Source organism: Anoxybacillus kestanbolensis, assembly GCF_001996285.1.
GTDB lineage: Bacteria > Bacillota > Bacilli > Bacillales > Anoxybacillaceae > Anoxybacillus > Anoxybacillus kestanbolensis_A.
In genome coordinates, this window is sequence record NZ_MQAD01000020.1 from 36920 (window position 1) to 53762 (window position 16843).

At 41.9% G+C, this 16843-nt stretch carries 17 protein-coding genes, 1 pseudogene and 1 riboswitch; of the genes and pseudogenes, 17 read left to right on the plus strand and 1 reads right to left on the minus strand.

Annotated elements, in window-relative coordinates; all coding sequences use genetic code 11:
• Positions 1-190: 190 nt before the first annotated feature.
• Positions 191-296: riboswitch (SAM riboswitch) on the plus strand.
• Between the two features lie 75 nt (positions 297-371).
• From BO219_RS11045 to BO219_RS11120, 16 genes and pseudogenes are all read left to right on the plus strand, one after another.
• A complete protein-coding gene (locus tag BO219_RS11045) occupies positions 372-1400 on the plus strand; it encodes a methionine ABC transporter ATP-binding protein (protein WP_077429560.1) in 1029 nt (342 codons plus the stop codon).
• Positions 1390-2058: a methionine ABC transporter permease gene (locus BO219_RS11050; protein ID WP_077429561.1), complete on the plus strand. Its 669-nt coding sequence runs from the start codon at positions 1390-1392 to the stop codon at positions 2056-2058. Before BO219_RS11045 ends, BO219_RS11050 begins: the two co-directional genes overlap by 11 nt.
• 16 nt (positions 2059-2074) lie before the next feature.
• Complete coding sequence (locus tag BO219_RS11055; RefSeq protein WP_077429562.1) at positions 2075-2899, plus strand: MetQ/NlpA family ABC transporter substrate-binding protein; 825 nt, start codon at positions 2075-2077, stop codon at positions 2897-2899.
• A 71-nt stretch (positions 2900-2970) separates the two neighbouring features.
• Positions 2971-3316 (plus strand): annotated as a pseudogene (locus BO219_RS11060) (carboxymuconolactone decarboxylase family protein).
• Positions 3317-3496: 180 nt separating this feature from the next.
• Positions 3497-4276 (plus strand): Fe-S cluster assembly ATPase SufC, encoded by a 780-nt coding sequence (gene sufC / locus BO219_RS11065; RefSeq protein ID WP_077429563.1) that lies wholly within the window; start codon positions 3497-3499, stop codon positions 4274-4276.
• Between the two features lie 15 nt (positions 4277-4291).
• Positions 4292-5596: a Fe-S cluster assembly protein SufD gene (gene sufD, locus BO219_RS11070; RefSeq protein WP_143271293.1), complete on the plus strand. Its 1305-nt coding sequence runs from the start codon at positions 4292-4294 to the stop codon at positions 5594-5596.
• Complete coding sequence (locus tag BO219_RS11075; protein WP_077429607.1) at positions 5596-6816, plus strand: cysteine desulfurase; 1221 nt, start codon at positions 5596-5598, stop codon at positions 6814-6816. Before sufD ends, BO219_RS11075 begins: the two co-directional genes overlap by 1 nt.
• A complete protein-coding gene (sufU, locus tag BO219_RS11080; protein WP_055441462.1) occupies positions 6806-7246 on the plus strand; it encodes a Fe-S cluster assembly sulfur transfer protein SufU in 441 nt (146 codons plus the stop codon). The genes BO219_RS11075 and sufU overlap by 11 nt, the downstream gene beginning before the upstream one ends.
• A gap of 22 nt (positions 7247-7268) precedes the next feature.
• Positions 7269-8666 carry a Fe-S cluster assembly protein SufB gene (gene sufB, locus BO219_RS11085; RefSeq protein ID WP_006322751.1) on the plus strand — a complete coding sequence of 466 codons (1398 nt, stop codon included), beginning with the start codon at positions 7269-7271 and terminating at the stop codon, positions 8664-8666.
• Positions 8667-8745: 79 nt separating this feature from the next.
• Complete coding sequence (locus tag BO219_RS11090; protein WP_077429565.1) at positions 8746-9594, plus strand: DUF72 domain-containing protein; 849 nt, start codon at positions 8746-8748, stop codon at positions 9592-9594.
• Positions 9595-9606: 12 nt separating this feature from the next.
• Positions 9607-10425, plus strand: coding sequence for a sulfite exporter TauE/SafE family protein (locus tag BO219_RS11095; protein ID WP_077429566.1), 819 nt, complete (start codon positions 9607-9609; stop codon positions 10423-10425).
• Positions 10426-10447: 22 nt separating this feature from the next.
• Entirely contained in the window at positions 10448-11839 is a 1392-nt protein-coding gene (locus tag BO219_RS11100) for a bifunctional metallophosphatase/5'-nucleotidase (protein WP_077429608.1), read from the plus strand.
• A gap of 53 nt (positions 11840-11892) precedes the next feature.
• The gene (locus BO219_RS11105; protein ID WP_077429567.1) at positions 11893-12195 is read left to right on the plus strand and encodes a YunC family protein; all 303 of its coding nucleotides are present in this window, start codon (positions 11893-11895) and stop codon (positions 12193-12195) included.
• A gap of 51 nt (positions 12196-12246) precedes the next feature.
• A complete protein-coding gene (yunB, locus tag BO219_RS11110; RefSeq protein WP_077429568.1) occupies positions 12247-12993 on the plus strand; it encodes a sporulation protein YunB in 747 nt (248 codons plus the stop codon).
• A 185-nt stretch (positions 12994-13178) separates the two neighbouring features.
• On the plus strand, positions 13179-14690 hold the full coding sequence (locus BO219_RS11115; protein WP_077429569.1) for a sodium-dependent transporter: 1512 nt from the start codon (positions 13179-13181) through the stop codon (positions 14688-14690).
• Positions 14690-14794: a methionine/alanine import family NSS transporter small subunit gene (locus BO219_RS11120; protein WP_009362251.1), complete on the plus strand. Its 105-nt coding sequence runs from the start codon at positions 14690-14692 to the stop codon at positions 14792-14794. Before BO219_RS11115 ends, BO219_RS11120 begins: the two co-directional genes overlap by 1 nt.
• A 19-nt stretch (positions 14795-14813) precedes the next feature.
• Here the strand turns inward: BO219_RS11120 and BO219_RS11125 are convergent, their stop codons facing one another.
• Positions 14814-15785 (minus strand): M23 family metallopeptidase, encoded by a 972-nt coding sequence (locus BO219_RS11125; RefSeq protein WP_077429570.1) that lies wholly within the window; start codon positions 15783-15785, stop codon positions 14814-14816.
• 155 nt (positions 15786-15940) lie between these two features.
• Between BO219_RS11125 and lipA the strand changes: the two genes are divergently transcribed.
• Complete coding sequence (lipA, locus tag BO219_RS11130; RefSeq protein ID WP_064213863.1) at positions 15941-16825, plus strand: lipoyl synthase; 885 nt, start codon at positions 15941-15943, stop codon at positions 16823-16825.
• Positions 16826-16843: the final 18 nt, after the last annotated feature.

Sequence of the window (16843 nt, forward strand, 5' to 3'; positions counted from 1 at the left end):
TTGTTCGTAGCCCGACATCCGAAGAGTAGCGGTTTCTCATGCTATATATTCAGTTCACTTGATTATGAAGGGGAAATAGTTGAAAAATTTTTATTGACACCGTCCTTCATTCGATGATATACTCACTTTTGTAGTTTAAAATGATCCTTAAACATATTAAAACGTTAACTGAATAAAGCGTTTAAAAGCGCTCTTATCAAGAGAGGTGGAGGGATGTGCCCGATGAAACCCGGCAACCGTCAGCGCTGCTGAAATGGTGCCAATTCACACAAAGCGTTTGCTTTGAGAGATAAGAGACAGAATGGACGATTCGCGCCTTTCTGTTCTCTTGAGCAGAAAGGCTTTTTTCATGGAAGGAAGGTGACAGCAACGTGATCACATTATCGAATGTAACAAAAGTGTACAAAGCAGCAAGTGGGAATGTAACGGCAGTCGATCATGTGAATTTGCATATCGAACAAGGAGAAATTTTCGGTATCATCGGTTATAGTGGAGCAGGGAAAAGCTCGCTCATTCGGTTATTGAACGGATTAGAAAAGCCGACGAGCGGTGAAGTGATTGTTGATGGGAAAGATATGGGGAAAATTAGCGGGAAGCAGTTACGCCAAGCGCGCCAACAAATCGGCATGATTTTTCAACATTTTAATTTGCTTTGGTCACGAACCGTGCGCGAAAATATTGCTTTTCCGTTAGAAATTGCTGGCGTGCCGAAAGAAGAACGGATGAAGCGTGTCGATGAACTTATTCAACTCGTCGGTTTACAAGGGAGAGAAAATGCGTATCCATCGCAACTGAGCGGCGGACAAAAGCAACGCGTTGGTATTGCACGCGCATTAGCGAACAATCCGAAAGTGCTGTTATGCGATGAAGCAACATCGGCGCTTGATCCGCAAACGACCGACTCAATTTTAGACTTGCTTGTTGATATTAATAAACGTCTCGGTTTAACGATCGTATTAATTACACACGAGATGCACGTGATTCGCAAAATTTGTGATCGCGTTGCGGTCATGGAAAACGGAAAAATTGTCGAAATGGGCGAAGTGCTTCACGTATTCCGCAAGCCAGAACAGCCGATTACAAAACGATTTGTTCAGCAAGTGACAGAGCCGGAAGAAACGAAAGAAGCGATGTTGCATCTTCTTGAACGATATCCGAATGGTAAAGTTGTTCAACTGACATTCGTTGGTGAAGCAGCTGAGCAACCGCTCATCACACAACTCATTCGTCAATTCGATTTAAATATAAATATTTTACAAGGGAAAATTTCACAGACACATCACGGAGCATACGGGGTGCTGTTCATTCATTTAGACGGTGCGAATGAGGAGATTGAGCGAGCGCTCGCTTTTATTCGCCAGCAAGAAGTTGAAGTGGAGGTGTTGGCGAATGTTCAATGAACTATTTCCGAACGTTGTTTGGGATAAAATATGGGCGGCCACGACGGAAACGTTGTATATGACCGCCGTCTCCGTTGTCGCAACGTTTGTGCTTGGTATTTTACTCGGATTGTTGTTGTTTTTAACGTCTAAGGGAAACATATGGGAAAATCGTTTTATTAACGGTGTGATCGCATCGTTCGTCAACATTTTTCGTTCCATTCCGTTCATTATTTTAATTATTTTGCTCATTCCATTTACGAAACTTGTTGTTGGTACAATTCTTGGAGCGAATGCTGCGCTACCGGCACTCATTATCGGGGCCGCTCCGTTTTATGCACGCATGGTTGAAATTGCGCTTCGTGAAATTGATAAAGGTGTCATTGAAGCGGCAAAAGCGATGGGGGCAACGACAGCAACAATTATTTGGAAAGTGCTTCTCCCTGAAGCGTTGCCAGCACTTGTATCTGGTATTACAGTTACAGCGATCGCGCTCGTTGGTTATACAGCGATGGCAGGAGTTGTCGGTGCTGGGGGGCTTGGAAACTTAGCGTATTTAGAAGGGTTTCAACGTGACAATAACGACGTCACGTTCGTTGCAACAGTGCTCATTTTAGTCATCGTCTTTATCATTCAGTTTATTGGTGACCTTGTCACTTCTAAAATAGATAAACGATAAAAGGAGGAAAAAACAAATGAAAAAATGGTTCTCTTTACTTGTTGCTGCAGTTGTTGTATTAGCGCTCGCTGCTTGCGGAAAAAGCGAAAGTGCCGAAGAAAAGACGAATAAGCTTGTCGTTGGGGCATCAAACGTGCCACATGCCGAAATTTTAGAAAAAGCAAAACCGATTTTAAAAGAAAAAGGAATCGAATTAGAAATTGTGACGTTCCAAGATTACGTGTTACCAAACAAAGCATTAGCGGATAAAGAGTTAGATGCAAACTATTTCCAACACATTCCTTATTTAGAATCTCAAATGAAAGAACATGGCTATGACTTTGTGAATGCAGGCGGTATTCATATTGAGCCGATTGGCGTATATTCAAAAAAATACAAAAGTCTTGAAGAGCTACCAAACGGTGCAAAAATCATTATGAGTAACTCTGTTGCTGATCACGGTCGTATTTTATCGATGCTTGAAGAAAAAGGACTAATTAAATTAAAAGATGGTGTCGATAAGACGAAAGCAACAATTGATGACATTGTTGAAAATCCGAAAAATTTAGTATTTGAAGCGGATGTTGAGGCAGGATTGCTTCCGCAAGTGTATAAAAATGATGAAGGAGATGCGGTATTAATTAACGCAAACTATGCGTTAGATGCCGGATTAGATCCAGCAAAAGATCCGATTGCGGTTGAGTCGCCAGAAAACAACCCATACGTGAACATTATCGCGGTTCGTAAAGGTGATGAAAACCGTAAAGAAATTCAGACGCTTGTTGAAGTGTTGCAATCAAAGGAAATTCAAGACTTCATTTTACAAAAATATAATGGTGCTGTTATTCCAGCAACGAAATAAGGATGTCCATTCGGGCGTCCTTTTATATTTTCTCGAAAACGACGCATGATAAAAAGGAAGGAGGAGTGCATATGTCGATAGAACAATGTTTACACGAATATAAGCAAGGGTTAGGCACCGTTCACACAACAAATGCCTCATGTTGGACGAGCGTTTAACGCATTTACGGAAGCTTGCTTCGTCGAAGGGGAGCTATCAAAAAAGAAAAACAACTCATCGCACTAGCGATTAGTGTCGCTAAACAAGATGAATATTGTACCATTTATCATATTGAAAGGGTGCATCGATGAAGGGGCGACAGAGAAAGAAATATTTGAAGCGTGTGCTGTCGCATCTGCTTTAGCTGGAGGGGCGACGATGAGCCAGTCCGTTACGCTCGTTCGACAATGTGTCAATGAATTTACTCGCATGCATTAAAGGGTAGGGGGTTCCCCACCTGTTTTACATATATGATAAAACAAGCAAACTTTAGAAACAAAAAAGTATCAAAATGCTTGCAATAAGGTTGCTAATACTTTTCATCTGTTATAAAATTGTAATGAGAATAAAATGAGAATTACGTTTCATGAACATAAGCGAAACTGGAGGTATTTTTTTATGGCAACATTAACAATTAAAGATCTTCACGTTGCAATTGACGGAAAAGAAATTTTAAAAGGGGTTAACCTTGAAATTAAAGGTGGCGAGTTCCATGCGATCATGGGGCCGAACGGAACAGGGAAATCGACGTTATCCGCTGCCATTATGGGGCATCCAAAATATGAAGTAACAAAAGGAAGCATTACATTAGATGGTCAAGATGTATTAGAAATGGAAGTAGATGAGCGCGCTCGTGCTGGGCTATTTTTAGCGATGCAATATCCGAGCGAAATTAGCGGTGTAACAAATGCGGATTTCCTTCGCTCAGCAATTAACGCACGTCGCGGAGAAGGAAATGAAATTTCATTAATGAAATTTATCCGTCAATTAGATGAAAAAATGGCGTTTTTAGAAATGAATCCAGATATGGCGCATCGTTATTTAAACGAAGGATTTTCAGGTGGAGAGAAAAAGAGAAACGAAATTTTACAATTAATGATGTTACAACCGAAAATTGCTATTTTAGATGAAATTGATTCCGGTCTTGATATCGATGCATTAAAAGTTGTCGCAAAAGGTGTAAATGACATGCGCAATAGCGACTTTGGCTGTTTAATCATTACGCACTATCAGCGTTTATTAAACTACATTACGCCAGATTACGTGCATGTTATGATGCAAGGACGCATCGTGAAATCTGGTGGTCCAGAGTTAGCACAACGTCTTGAGGCTGAAGGATACGATTGGATTAAAAAAGAGCTAGGCATTGAAGATGAAGTCGTCGAGCAAGAAGCGTAAGCGTTAGGAGGATTTGTGATGATTGAGACGAAACTACCATTCGACCAACAGTATGTCCGCTCTTTTTCTGAAGGGCGTGGAGAACCGGACTGGCTTTTAAACGTTCGCTTACAAGCTCTTGCGCAAGCTGAACAACTTCCTTTACCGAAGCCAGATAAAACGAAAATTGATCGTTGGAACTTTACACAATTTTCTACTCATCTCGTTGAAAGCGCACCGCTTTCTTCGCTAGAAGAGCTACCTGAACAAGTAAAAGTGCTCATCGATATAGCTGAGGAGCAAAAAAACGTATATGTTCAGCGAGATCATACATGTGCATACGTATCGCTTGCTGATGAATTAAAAGAAAAAGGTGTTATTTTCACAGACTTAGCAACAGCTGTTCGCGAACATAGCGACCTTGTGGAAAAATATTTTATGGACGGCGTCAAAGTAAATGAGCACCGTCTTACTGCCCTTCATGCGGCGCTTGTTAACGGTGGAGTGTTCGTATATGTGCCAAAGCATGTGCAAATCGACGTTCCTTTGCAGGCGGTATATGTCCATGAAAAGGCGGAAGCGTTATTTAACCATGTCATTATCGTTGCGGATGTCGGTAGCAAAGTGACGTATGTTGAAAACTATATTTCAACATGTGAACGTTCCGAAGCGATCGTGAACATCATTGCTGAAGTGTTTGCATTAGACGATGCGCAAGTATTTTTTGGCGCTGTGGACAGTTTAGCGAAAGGGACGACGACATACGTAAACCGCCGCGGTATCACAGGTCGTCATGCACGCATTGAATGGGCGCTCGGTTTAATGAATGACGGGAATACGATTTCAGAAAACGTGACGCGCCTCATTGGTGATGGGTCGCTTGGCGATACGAAGACGGTCGTTGTGGGTCGCGGTGAGCAAGTGCAAAACTTTACAACGAGCGTGATTCATTACGGCAAGCATACGGAAGGATACATTTTAAAACATGGCGTAGTCAAAGATGAAGCAACATCTATTTTTAACGGTATTGGCAAAATTGAGCATGGGGCATCGAAATCAAATGCAGAGCAAGAATCACGCGTGCTTATGTTAAGTCCGAAAGCGCGTGGCGACGCGAACCCAATTTTATTAATTGATGAAGATGATGTTACAGCAGGCCACGCTGCATCTGTCGGTCGTGTTGATCCGACGCAACTATATTATTTAATGAGCCGCGGCATTCCGAAAGTAGAAGCTGAGCGATTAATTATTCACGGCTTTTTAGCACCTGTCGTTAATGAAATTCCGATTGAGCGTGTGAAAAAACAATTAATTGAAGTGATCGAAAGGAAAGTTAAATGATGAACGTAAAAGAACTTCGTCAACTATTCCCGATTTTAGATCAACAAGTAAACGGCAAGCCGCTCGTTTATTTAGATAGCGCAGCGACTTCTCAAAAGCCGTTGCCTGTCATTGAAGCGATTGACAACTATTATCGGCAATACAATTCGAACGTTCATCGCGGCGTGCATACGCTCGGTACGAAGGCAACCGACGCATACGAAGGGGCTCGTGAAAAAGTGCGCCGCTTCATTGGTGCCGCTTCGACGGAAGAAATTATTTTTACGCGTGGGACGACAACGGCCATTAACTTAGTGGCGGCAAGTTACGGTCGCGCAAACGTGCGCGAAGGCGATGAAATCGTCATTACGTATATGGAGCACCATAGTAACATTATCCCCTGGCAACAAGTTGCTAAACAAACAGGGGCGACATTAAAATATATTCCGCTTCAGCCTGACGGAACGATTCGTTTAGAAGATGTAGAACAAACAGTCACGCCAAACACGAAAATTGTAGCTGTCATGCACGTATCCAACGTGCTCGGTACAATCAACCCAGTAAAAGAAATTGCACAAATTGCCCATAAGCACGGCGCTGTCATGGTCGTTGACGGAGCACAAAGCACGCCGCATATGAAAGTGAACGTACAGGAGCTCGATTGCGACTTTTATGCGTTTTCTGGGCATAAAATGTGCGGACCGACAGGCATTGGGGTGTTATACGGTAAAAAGCGCTTGCTTGAGCAAATGGAGCCTGTGGAATTCGGCGGGGAAATGATTGATTTTGTTGGGTTGTACGAGTCAACATGGAAAGAGCTTCCGTGGAAATTTGAGGGTGGTACACCAATTATCGCAGGAGCGATTGGCTTAGGAGCGGCGATTGATTTTCTTGAGCAAGTCGGGTTAGACCATATCGCTGAGCATGAACATCGTTTAGCGCAATATGCGCTTGAACAGCTTGCGACGATTGATGGATTGACGATTTACGGTCCGAAAGCGCGTGCAGGGCTTGTGACATTTAATATTGACGGTGTGCATCCGCACGATGTTGCGACCGTCTTAGATGCGGAAGGTATTGCTGTTCGTGCTGGTCACCATTGTGCGCAACCACTTATGAAGTGGCTAAACGTGACGGCAACTGCACGCGCAAGCTTTTATTTGTACAACACAGAAGAGGAAATTGATGCACTCGTTTCAGCATTAAAGAAAACGAAGGAGTATTTCAGCTATGTCTTTTAATAGCCATTTAGATACGTTGTATCGACAAGTCATTATGGATCATTATAAAAACCCGAGAAATCGTGGTGTGTTAGAAGGGGAACACGTCGATATCAACATGAACAACCCGACGTGTGGCGACCGTATTCATTTAACGTTAAAAGTAGAAGGCGGAAAAATTGTCGATGCGAAGTTTGAAGGAGAGGGCTGTTCTATTTCGATGTCCTCCGCATCGATGATGACGGAGGCGATTAAAGGAAAAACGATTGAAGAGGCGCTCAAGCTATCAACGATTTTTTCCGACATGATGCAAGGAAAAGATTATGATGATTCGATTGATTTAGGTGATATTGAAGCACTTCAAGGTGTATCGAAATTTCCAGCTCGCATTAAATGTGCAACGTTAGCGTGGAAAGCGATGGAAAAAGGATTGCATGAGCAACAAGGCTAGTCATAAAAAGGAGGCGAACGAGATGGCGAAAAAAATGCCAGAAATCGGTGAATATAAGTACGGTTTCGCCGATAAAGATGTATCTGTCTTCCGCGCTGAGCGTGGATTAACGCGCGAAATTGTAGAAGAAATTTCGCGAATGAAAAATGAACCAAAGTGGATGCTTGACTTTCGCTTGAAGGCGTTAGATATTTTTTACAGCATGCCGATGCCACAATGGGGTGGCGATTTATCAAGCTTAGATTTCGATGAAATTACGTATTACGTCAAACCTTCAGAAAAATCTGGGCGCTCATGGGATGAAGTACCAGAAGAAATTAAAGCGACGTTCGATAAGCTCGGTATTCCAGAAGCAGAACAAAAATATTTAGCAGGGGTATCGGCTCAATACGAATCAGAAGTTGTATACCACAACATGAAAGAAGACCTTGAGAAATTAGGTGTCATTTTTAAAGACACAGACTCGGCGCTAAAAGAAAACGAAGATTTGTTCCGCGAGCATTGGGCGAAAGTCGTTCCGCCGACGGATAATAAATTTGCGGCACTCAACTCAGCCGTTTGGTCGGGTGGTTCGTTCATTTACGTACCAAAAGGTGTAAAAGTTGATACGCCATTGCAAGCGTATTTCCGCATTAACTCTGAAAATATGGGACAGTTTGAACGGACGTTAATTATCGTCGACGAAGGGGCACACGTTCACTATGTTGAAGGCTGTACGGCGCCTGTCTATACGACAAACTCCCTTCATAGCGCCGTCGTTGAAATTATCGTGAAAAAAGGCGCGTATTGCCGTTATACGACGATTCAAAACTGGGCAAACAACGTCTTCAACCTCGTGACGAAACGTGCAGTTTGTGAAGAAAACGCGACGATGGAATGGATTGACGGAAATATCGGATCAAAGTTAACGATGAAATATCCAGCAGTTATTTTAAAAGGAGAAGGTGCGCGTGGTTTGACACTTTCGATTGCGATTGCTGGAAAAGGACAACATCAAGACGCAGGTGCAAAAATGATTCACTTAGCACCAAATACGTCATCAACGATCGTATCCAAATCGATTTCGAAACAAGGCGGAAAAGTCACATATCGCGGTATCGTTCATTTCGGACGGAAGGCGGACGGATCGCGTTCAAATATTGAGTGCGATACACTTATCATGGATAATCAATCAACATCTGATACAATTCCATATAACGAAATTTTAAACGACAACATTTCGCTTGAACATGAAGCGAAAGTGTCGAAAGTATCAGAAGAACAATTATTCTATCTGATGAGCCGCGGTATTTCCGAACAAGAAGCAACAGAAATGATCGTAATGGGCTTTATCGAGCCGTTTACAAGAGAATTGCCGATGGAATATGCGGTTGAAATGAACCGTCTCATTAAGTTTGAAATGGAAGGTAGTATTGGTTAATGAACAGCTGATGATCTGTGCTATGCAGGTCATCGGCTTTTTTTGTATGTTATGGTAAGATAAAATGTAGGTGATGAAGATGATTTATGTCGGATTAACAGGTTGGGGCGATCATGATAGTTTATATCCGTCTCGACTTGCGTCAAAAGATAAGCTACAAGCGTATGCCGCTTATTTTCCAACGGTTGAGGTTGATGCGTATTTTTATGCGATTCAACCGCGCCAGAACGTTGAAAAATGGATGGCGGAAACGCCTGCGTCATTCCAATTTGTCGTGAAAGCGTATCAAGGAATGACAGGGCATCAACGTGGTGACATTCCATATGCAAACAAAGACGAGATGTTTACTGCATTTTTACAATCGATTGAGCCATTTCAACAAGGAAATAAGCTTGCGATGGTGTTATTTCAATTTCCACCTTGGTTCGATTGTAAAAAAGAACATGTTTACTATTTGCGTTGGTGCCGGGAGCGAATGGGGAATGTTCCTGTGGCACTTGAATTTCGTCATCAATCTTGGTTTTCCCCTCCGTTTTACGAAAAGACGTTGCGTTTTATGGAAGAAGAGCGCTGGATCCATAGCATTTGCGATGAACCGCAAGCGGGGGAAGGATCGGTACCGACTGTTTTGCATCCAACAGATCCAAATAAAACGCTCATTCGTCTACACGGACGCAACGTAGCTGGTTGGAATAAACGAGATGACGAAAATTGGCGTGCCGTTCGTTATTTATATCGATACAACGAGCAAGAGTTGCAAGAATGGGTAAAACATATTCGTCTGTTACAAACGAAATGTGAACATATTTACGTGTTGTTTAACAACAATTCGGGCGGTGATGCCGCTCATAATGCAAAACAGCTCTTGCAGATGTTAAGTATTGAGTATACGGACTTAGCGCCACGGCAATTAGATTTGTTTTCATAATGGGGGATGAAAATGGAATACATACTTCTGTTAGTGATTGGTTTTTTAGCAGGAACGATCGGCAGTCTTGTCGGTTTAGGGGGAGGGGTCATTATCGTTCCCGCGCTTCTTTTTTTAAGCACCGCACATGTATTGCCAGCGATTTCACCACAAATGGCGGTTGGTACATCGCTTGTCGTCATTATTTTTAATGGATTGTCGTCAACTTTAACATATATGAAGCATAAAATGGTGGACTATAAAAGCGGCTTGTTTTTTTTCATCGGTAGTGGACCGGGGGCAATGCTTGGTGCATGGGTAAATCAACATGTGCATATGCAACATTTTTCGCTTTACTTTGGACTGTTTTTAATTGCTGTTTCATTTTTGCTTATGTTTCAATCGCGTTTTTCACCGCGTGCAACACGAACGTTTCCTATTATGCGCACATATGTCACGAACGAAGGAGAGGAAGTGACATACGGCTATAATCCGTTCATCGCTACGCTCATTGCGTTTATTGTTGGCTTTGTCGGCGGGTTTTTTGGCATTGGTGGCGGTTCGCTCATGGTGCCTGCGATGATGTTATTGTTTTTATTTCCTCCTCATGTGGCGGTAGCGACATCGATGTTTATCGTCTTTTTGTCATCCATTGTTAGCTCATCGACACATGTATGGATGGGAAATGTCGCATGGACGTTTGCATTTGCGCTCATTCCGGGCGTATGGGTCGGTGCAAAATGTGGCGCATGGCTTAATCGGAGACTAAAAGGAAAAACAGTTGTGACGCTATTGCGGATCGTACTCATTTTACTTGGGGTTCGTTTAATCGTGCAAGGACTTGGCTGGTAAAGGGAAAGGTGTGTTGCAAACATTGAAAGAGACGATACATATTTATCATACAAACGATGTGCATAGCCATTTTGAACGATGGCCGAAAATTGTTCGTTATTTTCAAAGCGAGAGAAGAAGGCATAAGAAAAATCACGAGCATATGGTTTTGCTTGATATAGGTGATTTTATTGATCGGTTTCATCCATTGACAGAAGCATCAGACGGAAGAGCAAATGTCATTCTTTTAAACGATGCAGCATACGATGCGGTCACAATTGGAAACAATGAAGGAATTACACTGAGTCATAAACAGCTCGATACGTTATATGCACATGCTAAATTCCCTGTGATTGTTGCGAACGTTTTTTATGAAAACGGAGAACGTCCACATTGGATGAAACCGCATGTCATCATGACGTTCGGGTGTGTTCGTGTGGCGTTCATTGGGGTGACCGTTCCGTTTCAGACGTTTTATGAGCTACTTGGATGGCGTGTTGCGGATCCATTTGAGACGGTCGCTCAGCTTGTGGAAGAGCTTTCGGAAAAAGTGGATGCGATCGTTTTATTATCTCACTTAGGCGTAAATGATGACGAAAAAATGGCAGAAATGTTCCCACAATTGACAGCGATTTTAGGTGGTCATACCCATCATGTATTTGAGCAAGGAAAATGGGTGAATGAAACGTTGCTCTGTGGAGCGGGGAAATTCGGTCATTATGTTGGGCATGTCACGTTGACGATCGATCAAAAAAGTCGAAAAGTAGATATGAAGGCGCATGTACAACATACGGAAGCGTTAGAATATGAATGCGAAGAAACAAAACAAAAATTAAATGATATGATTGCACAATCTGCTCGTGCGTTGGCTCAGCCGATTGTACAATTGCCAGAGACGCTACATATTGATTGGTTTGCCCCGTCTCCATTGGCAACCATTCTTGCGCAAGCGTTAAATGAATGGTGTGAAGGTGATGTAGCGATGGTGAATGCCGGGGTGCTACTGTCTTCTCTCGAAAAAGGTGTTGTGACGAAAGGAGACATTCACCGCATTTGTCCACATCCGATTAATCCATGCAAAGTATATTTGCGAGGGAGCGAGTTAAAAGAAGTCATTTTACAAGCGGAAACTGAACAAATGAAACAGTTACGTCTGAAAGGATTTGGATTTCGTGGAGAAGTAATGGGACAAATGGTGTATGACCGCATTACTGTTGAAAAAGAACAACTGATAGATGGTCAAGCACACGTGCGCCGCATTTTGATTCATCATCAGCCAATTGAAGAACAAAAAACGTATGCGGTGGCGACAATTGATATGTTTACGTTCGGACATTTATATCCAGAAATATATCGAGCGAAAAAACAATATTATATGCCAGAAATGTTGCGTGATGTGCTTGCGTGGAAGCTAAAAAACATGTATCAATCGTAGGCACCCTTCGTTCCTTTATTCATACATTGAATAAAGGAAAGGAGCGTGAACATATGATTGAGGTAAAACCGTTATGGATTAACGGAGAACCATTTACAGCGATTTCTGTTCAGTTGCCTAAAACAACGTTATTAGCTGTTGCAAATGATAAAGGATACATTATGTGCGGGGCGTTAGATGTAGCGCTGTTAAACGAAAAATTGCGTGATCGCGGTATTATCGCAGGAAGAGCAGTAGGAGTGCGAACAATTGACCAACTGTTAGAAGCACCGCTTGAGTCTGTCACTTTTGCGGCTGAACAATTGGGGATCTCACGTGGAATGAAAGGAAAAGACGCTTTGCTTCTCATGAAATAAAATAATAATCCCCTGCTTGATCGCATACATATAGCGTGAGAGGGGGGATTTTTGTTGTATCAGCAACTACGCAAAAGAAGAAAACCGCTACCCGTCCGCTATATATTTTTAATAACGTTCGTTTTTTTTATTATTTCGACTGTTGCGAGCCTTTGGTTTATTAATAGAGGAATTGAGCCGACTTTAATGGCAATTGCGGAAAAAGAAACACGTCGTTTAGCAAATTTAGTGATTAATAATGCGATTAATCAACAAATCGCTGAGGACGATTTCAACGTCGAAAACTTTATTAAAATTGAAAAAGATGGGCAAGGAAAAATTTCGGCTATTGACTTTAATGCAACAGTAGTCAATCGTGTGTTAGCCAAAACGACCAACCGAGTACAACTAAATTTAAAAGCAGCATCAGAAGGAAAGCTGTCGGCTCTTGAGTTTCCAGACGTTCAAATCGAAACAGAAAAAGAACAAGGAATCATTTATTATATCCCGCTCGGACAAGCAACAAATAACGTATTATTAGGAAATTTAGGACCACGTATCCCGGTTCGTTTTTATGTTATTGGGGATGTTCATTCAGATGTAAATACAAATATCCGTCCGTTCAGCATAAATAGTGCTTTAATAGAAATAGCAATTCATATCGAAGTAAATGTGCAAATTATTATTCCATTCGCAACAAAAACAGCAACGATTCAAAATGATATCCCTGTGGCTATCCAAATTATTCAAGGCGAAGTTCCACAGTTTTATAATCAAGGTGGAGATGGGAATACGTCCATTGAACTTCCTGTTAAATAATAAAAATTCTTAAAATTTTATTTTTTGAAATATTATTTTGACAAAAGGCTTGTCCGTTGATATACTTAAAATTAAAATGAAACAAAAAAGTCTGAAAAATTAAAATAATCGAACAAGGAGGTACTCATATTTTTTCTACGTGACCATATAAAAAAGTTCGGAAAGACTAAGGAGGTAATCTTACTATGGAAAATCGTCAACAATGGGGCACGCGTGCTGGTTTTATTTTAGCAGCAGCTGGCTCGGCAATTGGATTAGGGAACATTTGGAGGTTTCCGGCTGTCGCGTATGAAAATGGTGGAGGAGCGTTCTTCTTCCCGTACTTATTCGCTTTATTAACGGCAGGCATTCCAATTCTTATATTGGAATTTACGCTCGGGCATAAGTATCGAGGGTCAGCGCCATTAACGTTTGCTCGCTTAAGCAAAGGGACGGAATGGATCGGTTGGTGGCAAGTACTTATTTCATTCGTTATTTCAACGTATTATTCCGTTGTTATTGCTTGGGCGATGTCTTACACGTATTTCGCTTTTACATCGAAGTGGGGAGAAGATACAGGAGGCTTCTTATTCGGTGAGTATTTAAAATTAGCAGAAACGCCAGGTACATTCGGCGGCATAGTTCCAGCTGTTCTTATTCCGCTTGTTCTCGTGTGGGTCATTAACTTAGCTGTTTTATATAAAGGGGTTCGTAAAGGAATTGAGTTAGCGAATAAAATTTTCTTGCCAACGCTCGTTGTTTTATTCTTTATTATCGTCGTTCGCGCGGTCACGCTAGAAGGTGCAGTTGAAGGATTGAACGCATTTTTTAAGCCAAATTGGGATCAAATTATGAACGGAAAAGTATGGGTTGCTGCATACAGTCAAATTTTCTTTAGCTTGTCGATTGCATTTGCTATTATGATTACGTATTCAAGTTATTTACCAAAAAAATCAGATATTACAAACAACGCCTTTATTACAGGATTTGCAAACTCAGGATTTGAACTGTTAGCCGGTATTGGCGTATTTGGCGTACTCGGTTTTTTAGCTCACCAACAGGGTGTAGCAGTAAGCGAAGTCGTTAAAGGGGGAGTCGGGTTAGCGTTTGTTGTCTTCCCGCAAATTATTAACCAATTTCCAGCGTTTAATGAATTTTTCGGCGTGTTATTTTTCCTTTCGCTAACGTTAGCTGGTTTGTCATCTCTCATTTCCATTTCGGAAACATATGTAGCGGCATTTCAAGAAAAGTTTGGTATTTCTCGCGCGAAAGCCGTTCTTGGTGGCGGCGGATTAGCGGCGTTAATCGCGCTCGTGTTTGCAACAAACGGTGGATTATATTTCTTAGATGTGGTCGACTATTTTATTAATAACTTCGGTGTTGCGCTTGTCGGTCTAATTGAAGTGATTGTTATCGCATGGGTGTTAAAACAACTCAATGCGCTTCAAACACATGCAAACAGTGTATCAGATATTATGGTAGGTGCGTGGTGGAAAGTTTCGCTCTCTGTTATTACACCAATCGTGTTAGGTTATATGATGTTTGATAACATTAAAACGAACGTGAAAGAAAATTATGGTGGGTACGATACACTATTTGTTGTGAAGTATGGTTGGACGATTGCGGCACTCGTTATCGTTCTCGGTTTTGTCCTTTCAGTAAAACGTTGGAGAGATGGTGTATTGTCCGTTCCAACGGATAAGGAGGTTTCGAGCTGATGGAAACAAGTGCATTGATTATGATGCTTGTTGGCATGGTTATTATTTGGGGAGGTTTTGCAGCGAGCGTCGCTCATGCAGTGAAGAAAAGCCGTCAATCATAAAAAAGATGAGGGGAAATCCTCATCTTTTTTTCATGCGTTCTTGTCGCTCCCATTGTTTTAAGTAAGGATAAGGATCAAACGACCATTCTGTATAGCCATTATCTTTATACATCCCATAATGAAGATGAGGTGGAAACTTACCTGACGTTCCAGGTGGACCGTATCCCGAGCTGCCAACCGACCCGATTAACATACCAGGCTCTACAATCGTTCCTTCCTCTAAACCGTTAGCGAATCCGTTTAAGTGTGCAAAGTAATGATACGTATTGTTTATATCGCGAATACCGATGCGCCAACCACCGTATTTGTTCCAACCTTTTAATTCAACGATGCCATAACATGTAGAACGAACCGGCGTGCCATAGTGAGCAAAAATGTCTGTTCCCTCATGAATACGTCGGCCACCCCAGCCACGTGCATCCCCCCATGTACTCCGATAGCTATATTCAAATCGTCTTGGAATTGGGAAGGCATATTGATCGAGTTGTATTGTCCCAAAATGTTTATATAGCTTCACTTTTCCTAAAATGATATCGACGGTTTTGCTTCGCTCATAATAATCCCATAGCGCCATTTTAATATGTGTATGATCTGTGCCGTACGATCGTAAAAAGCGAGCGAATGCAAATAATACGTCTTCATCGTTTGTCCGATCAGCGATACCGTCTCCATTTCCATCTATCCCTATGCCACCGAATTGGCTAATGGTAAACGGGTTTTGATCTTCTTGATTTTTGTTGAGCGGACCCGCCCAGCGTTCCGGGGGAATATAAATGCTAATGACTCCTGTTGGTTTCGGTAGATCTCTACGTGCTTGGCGAACACTTCGTTCATATTGATCAACAGCGGCGAAATAGTACCATGGGATGAAAGAAATCGCTTCGGCCTTTTTATAAAGTTCCATTCGTTTCTCGGACAAATCATTTGGTGCAGCAGCGAATGATTGTAGCGGCATGAAAAGAAGAAAGATGATGCACCATAATGTTTTCACGCGTTCTTGCTCCTTTCTCCGATGTTCATATCATTAGTTTGGGGTAATCGACTGTTTTCATAAATAAAAAATGTTGGAAAAACAAACTGTTTTGTATTGTAAGGCAATAACTCGTATAATGGGTAATGTACATTAACGAGTGGAGCGTGAAAAACATGTCAACAAAAGAACAGCACCTTCGCAAACCAGAATGGTTAAAAATAAAGTTAAATACGAACGAACATTATACAGGCTTAAAAAAAATGATGCGTGAAAAACAATTGCATACTGTATGTGAAGAAGCCCGTTGTCCAAATATTCATGAATGTTGGGCGGTTCGTCGAACGGCAACGTTTATGATTTTGGGTGATGTATGTACGCGCGCTTGTCGCTTTTGTGCCGTTAAAACAGGTTTGCCAACGGAACTAGATTGGCAAGAGCCAGAGCGTGTGGCTGAATCCGTTCGTTTAATGAATTTAAAACATGTTGTCGTTACCGCAGTAGCTCGCGATGATTTAAAAGATGGTGGGGCAGCTGTATTTGCGGAGACAGTTCGCGCCATTCGTCGTAAAAATCCATTGACGACGATCGAAGTATTGCCGTCTGATATGGGTGGCGTGTATGAAAACTTAAAAACGTTAATGGATGCGCGTCCAGATATTTTGAACCATAATATTGAGACGGTTCGTCGCCTCACTCCACGTGTTCGTGCACGCGCCACGTATGAACGTTCACTCGAATTTTTACGCCGTGCAAAAGAAATGCAACCAGACATTCCAACGAAATCTAGCTTAATGGTTGGTCTTGGAGAAACGAAGGAAGAAATTTTGGAGGCGATGGATGATTTGCGGGCGGTCGGTGTGAATATTTTAACGATTGGACAATATTTACAACCAACGAAAAAACATTTGAAAGTGGAGAAATATTATCATCCGCATGAGTTTATGGAATTAAAAGAGATTGCACTAGCGAAAGGATTTAGCCATTGTGAGTCTGGTCCGCTCGTTCGCTCTTCTTATCATGCAGATGAACAAGTACAATCAGCAAAGGCGGCGGAGTGAATGATGAAGGATGTCCCA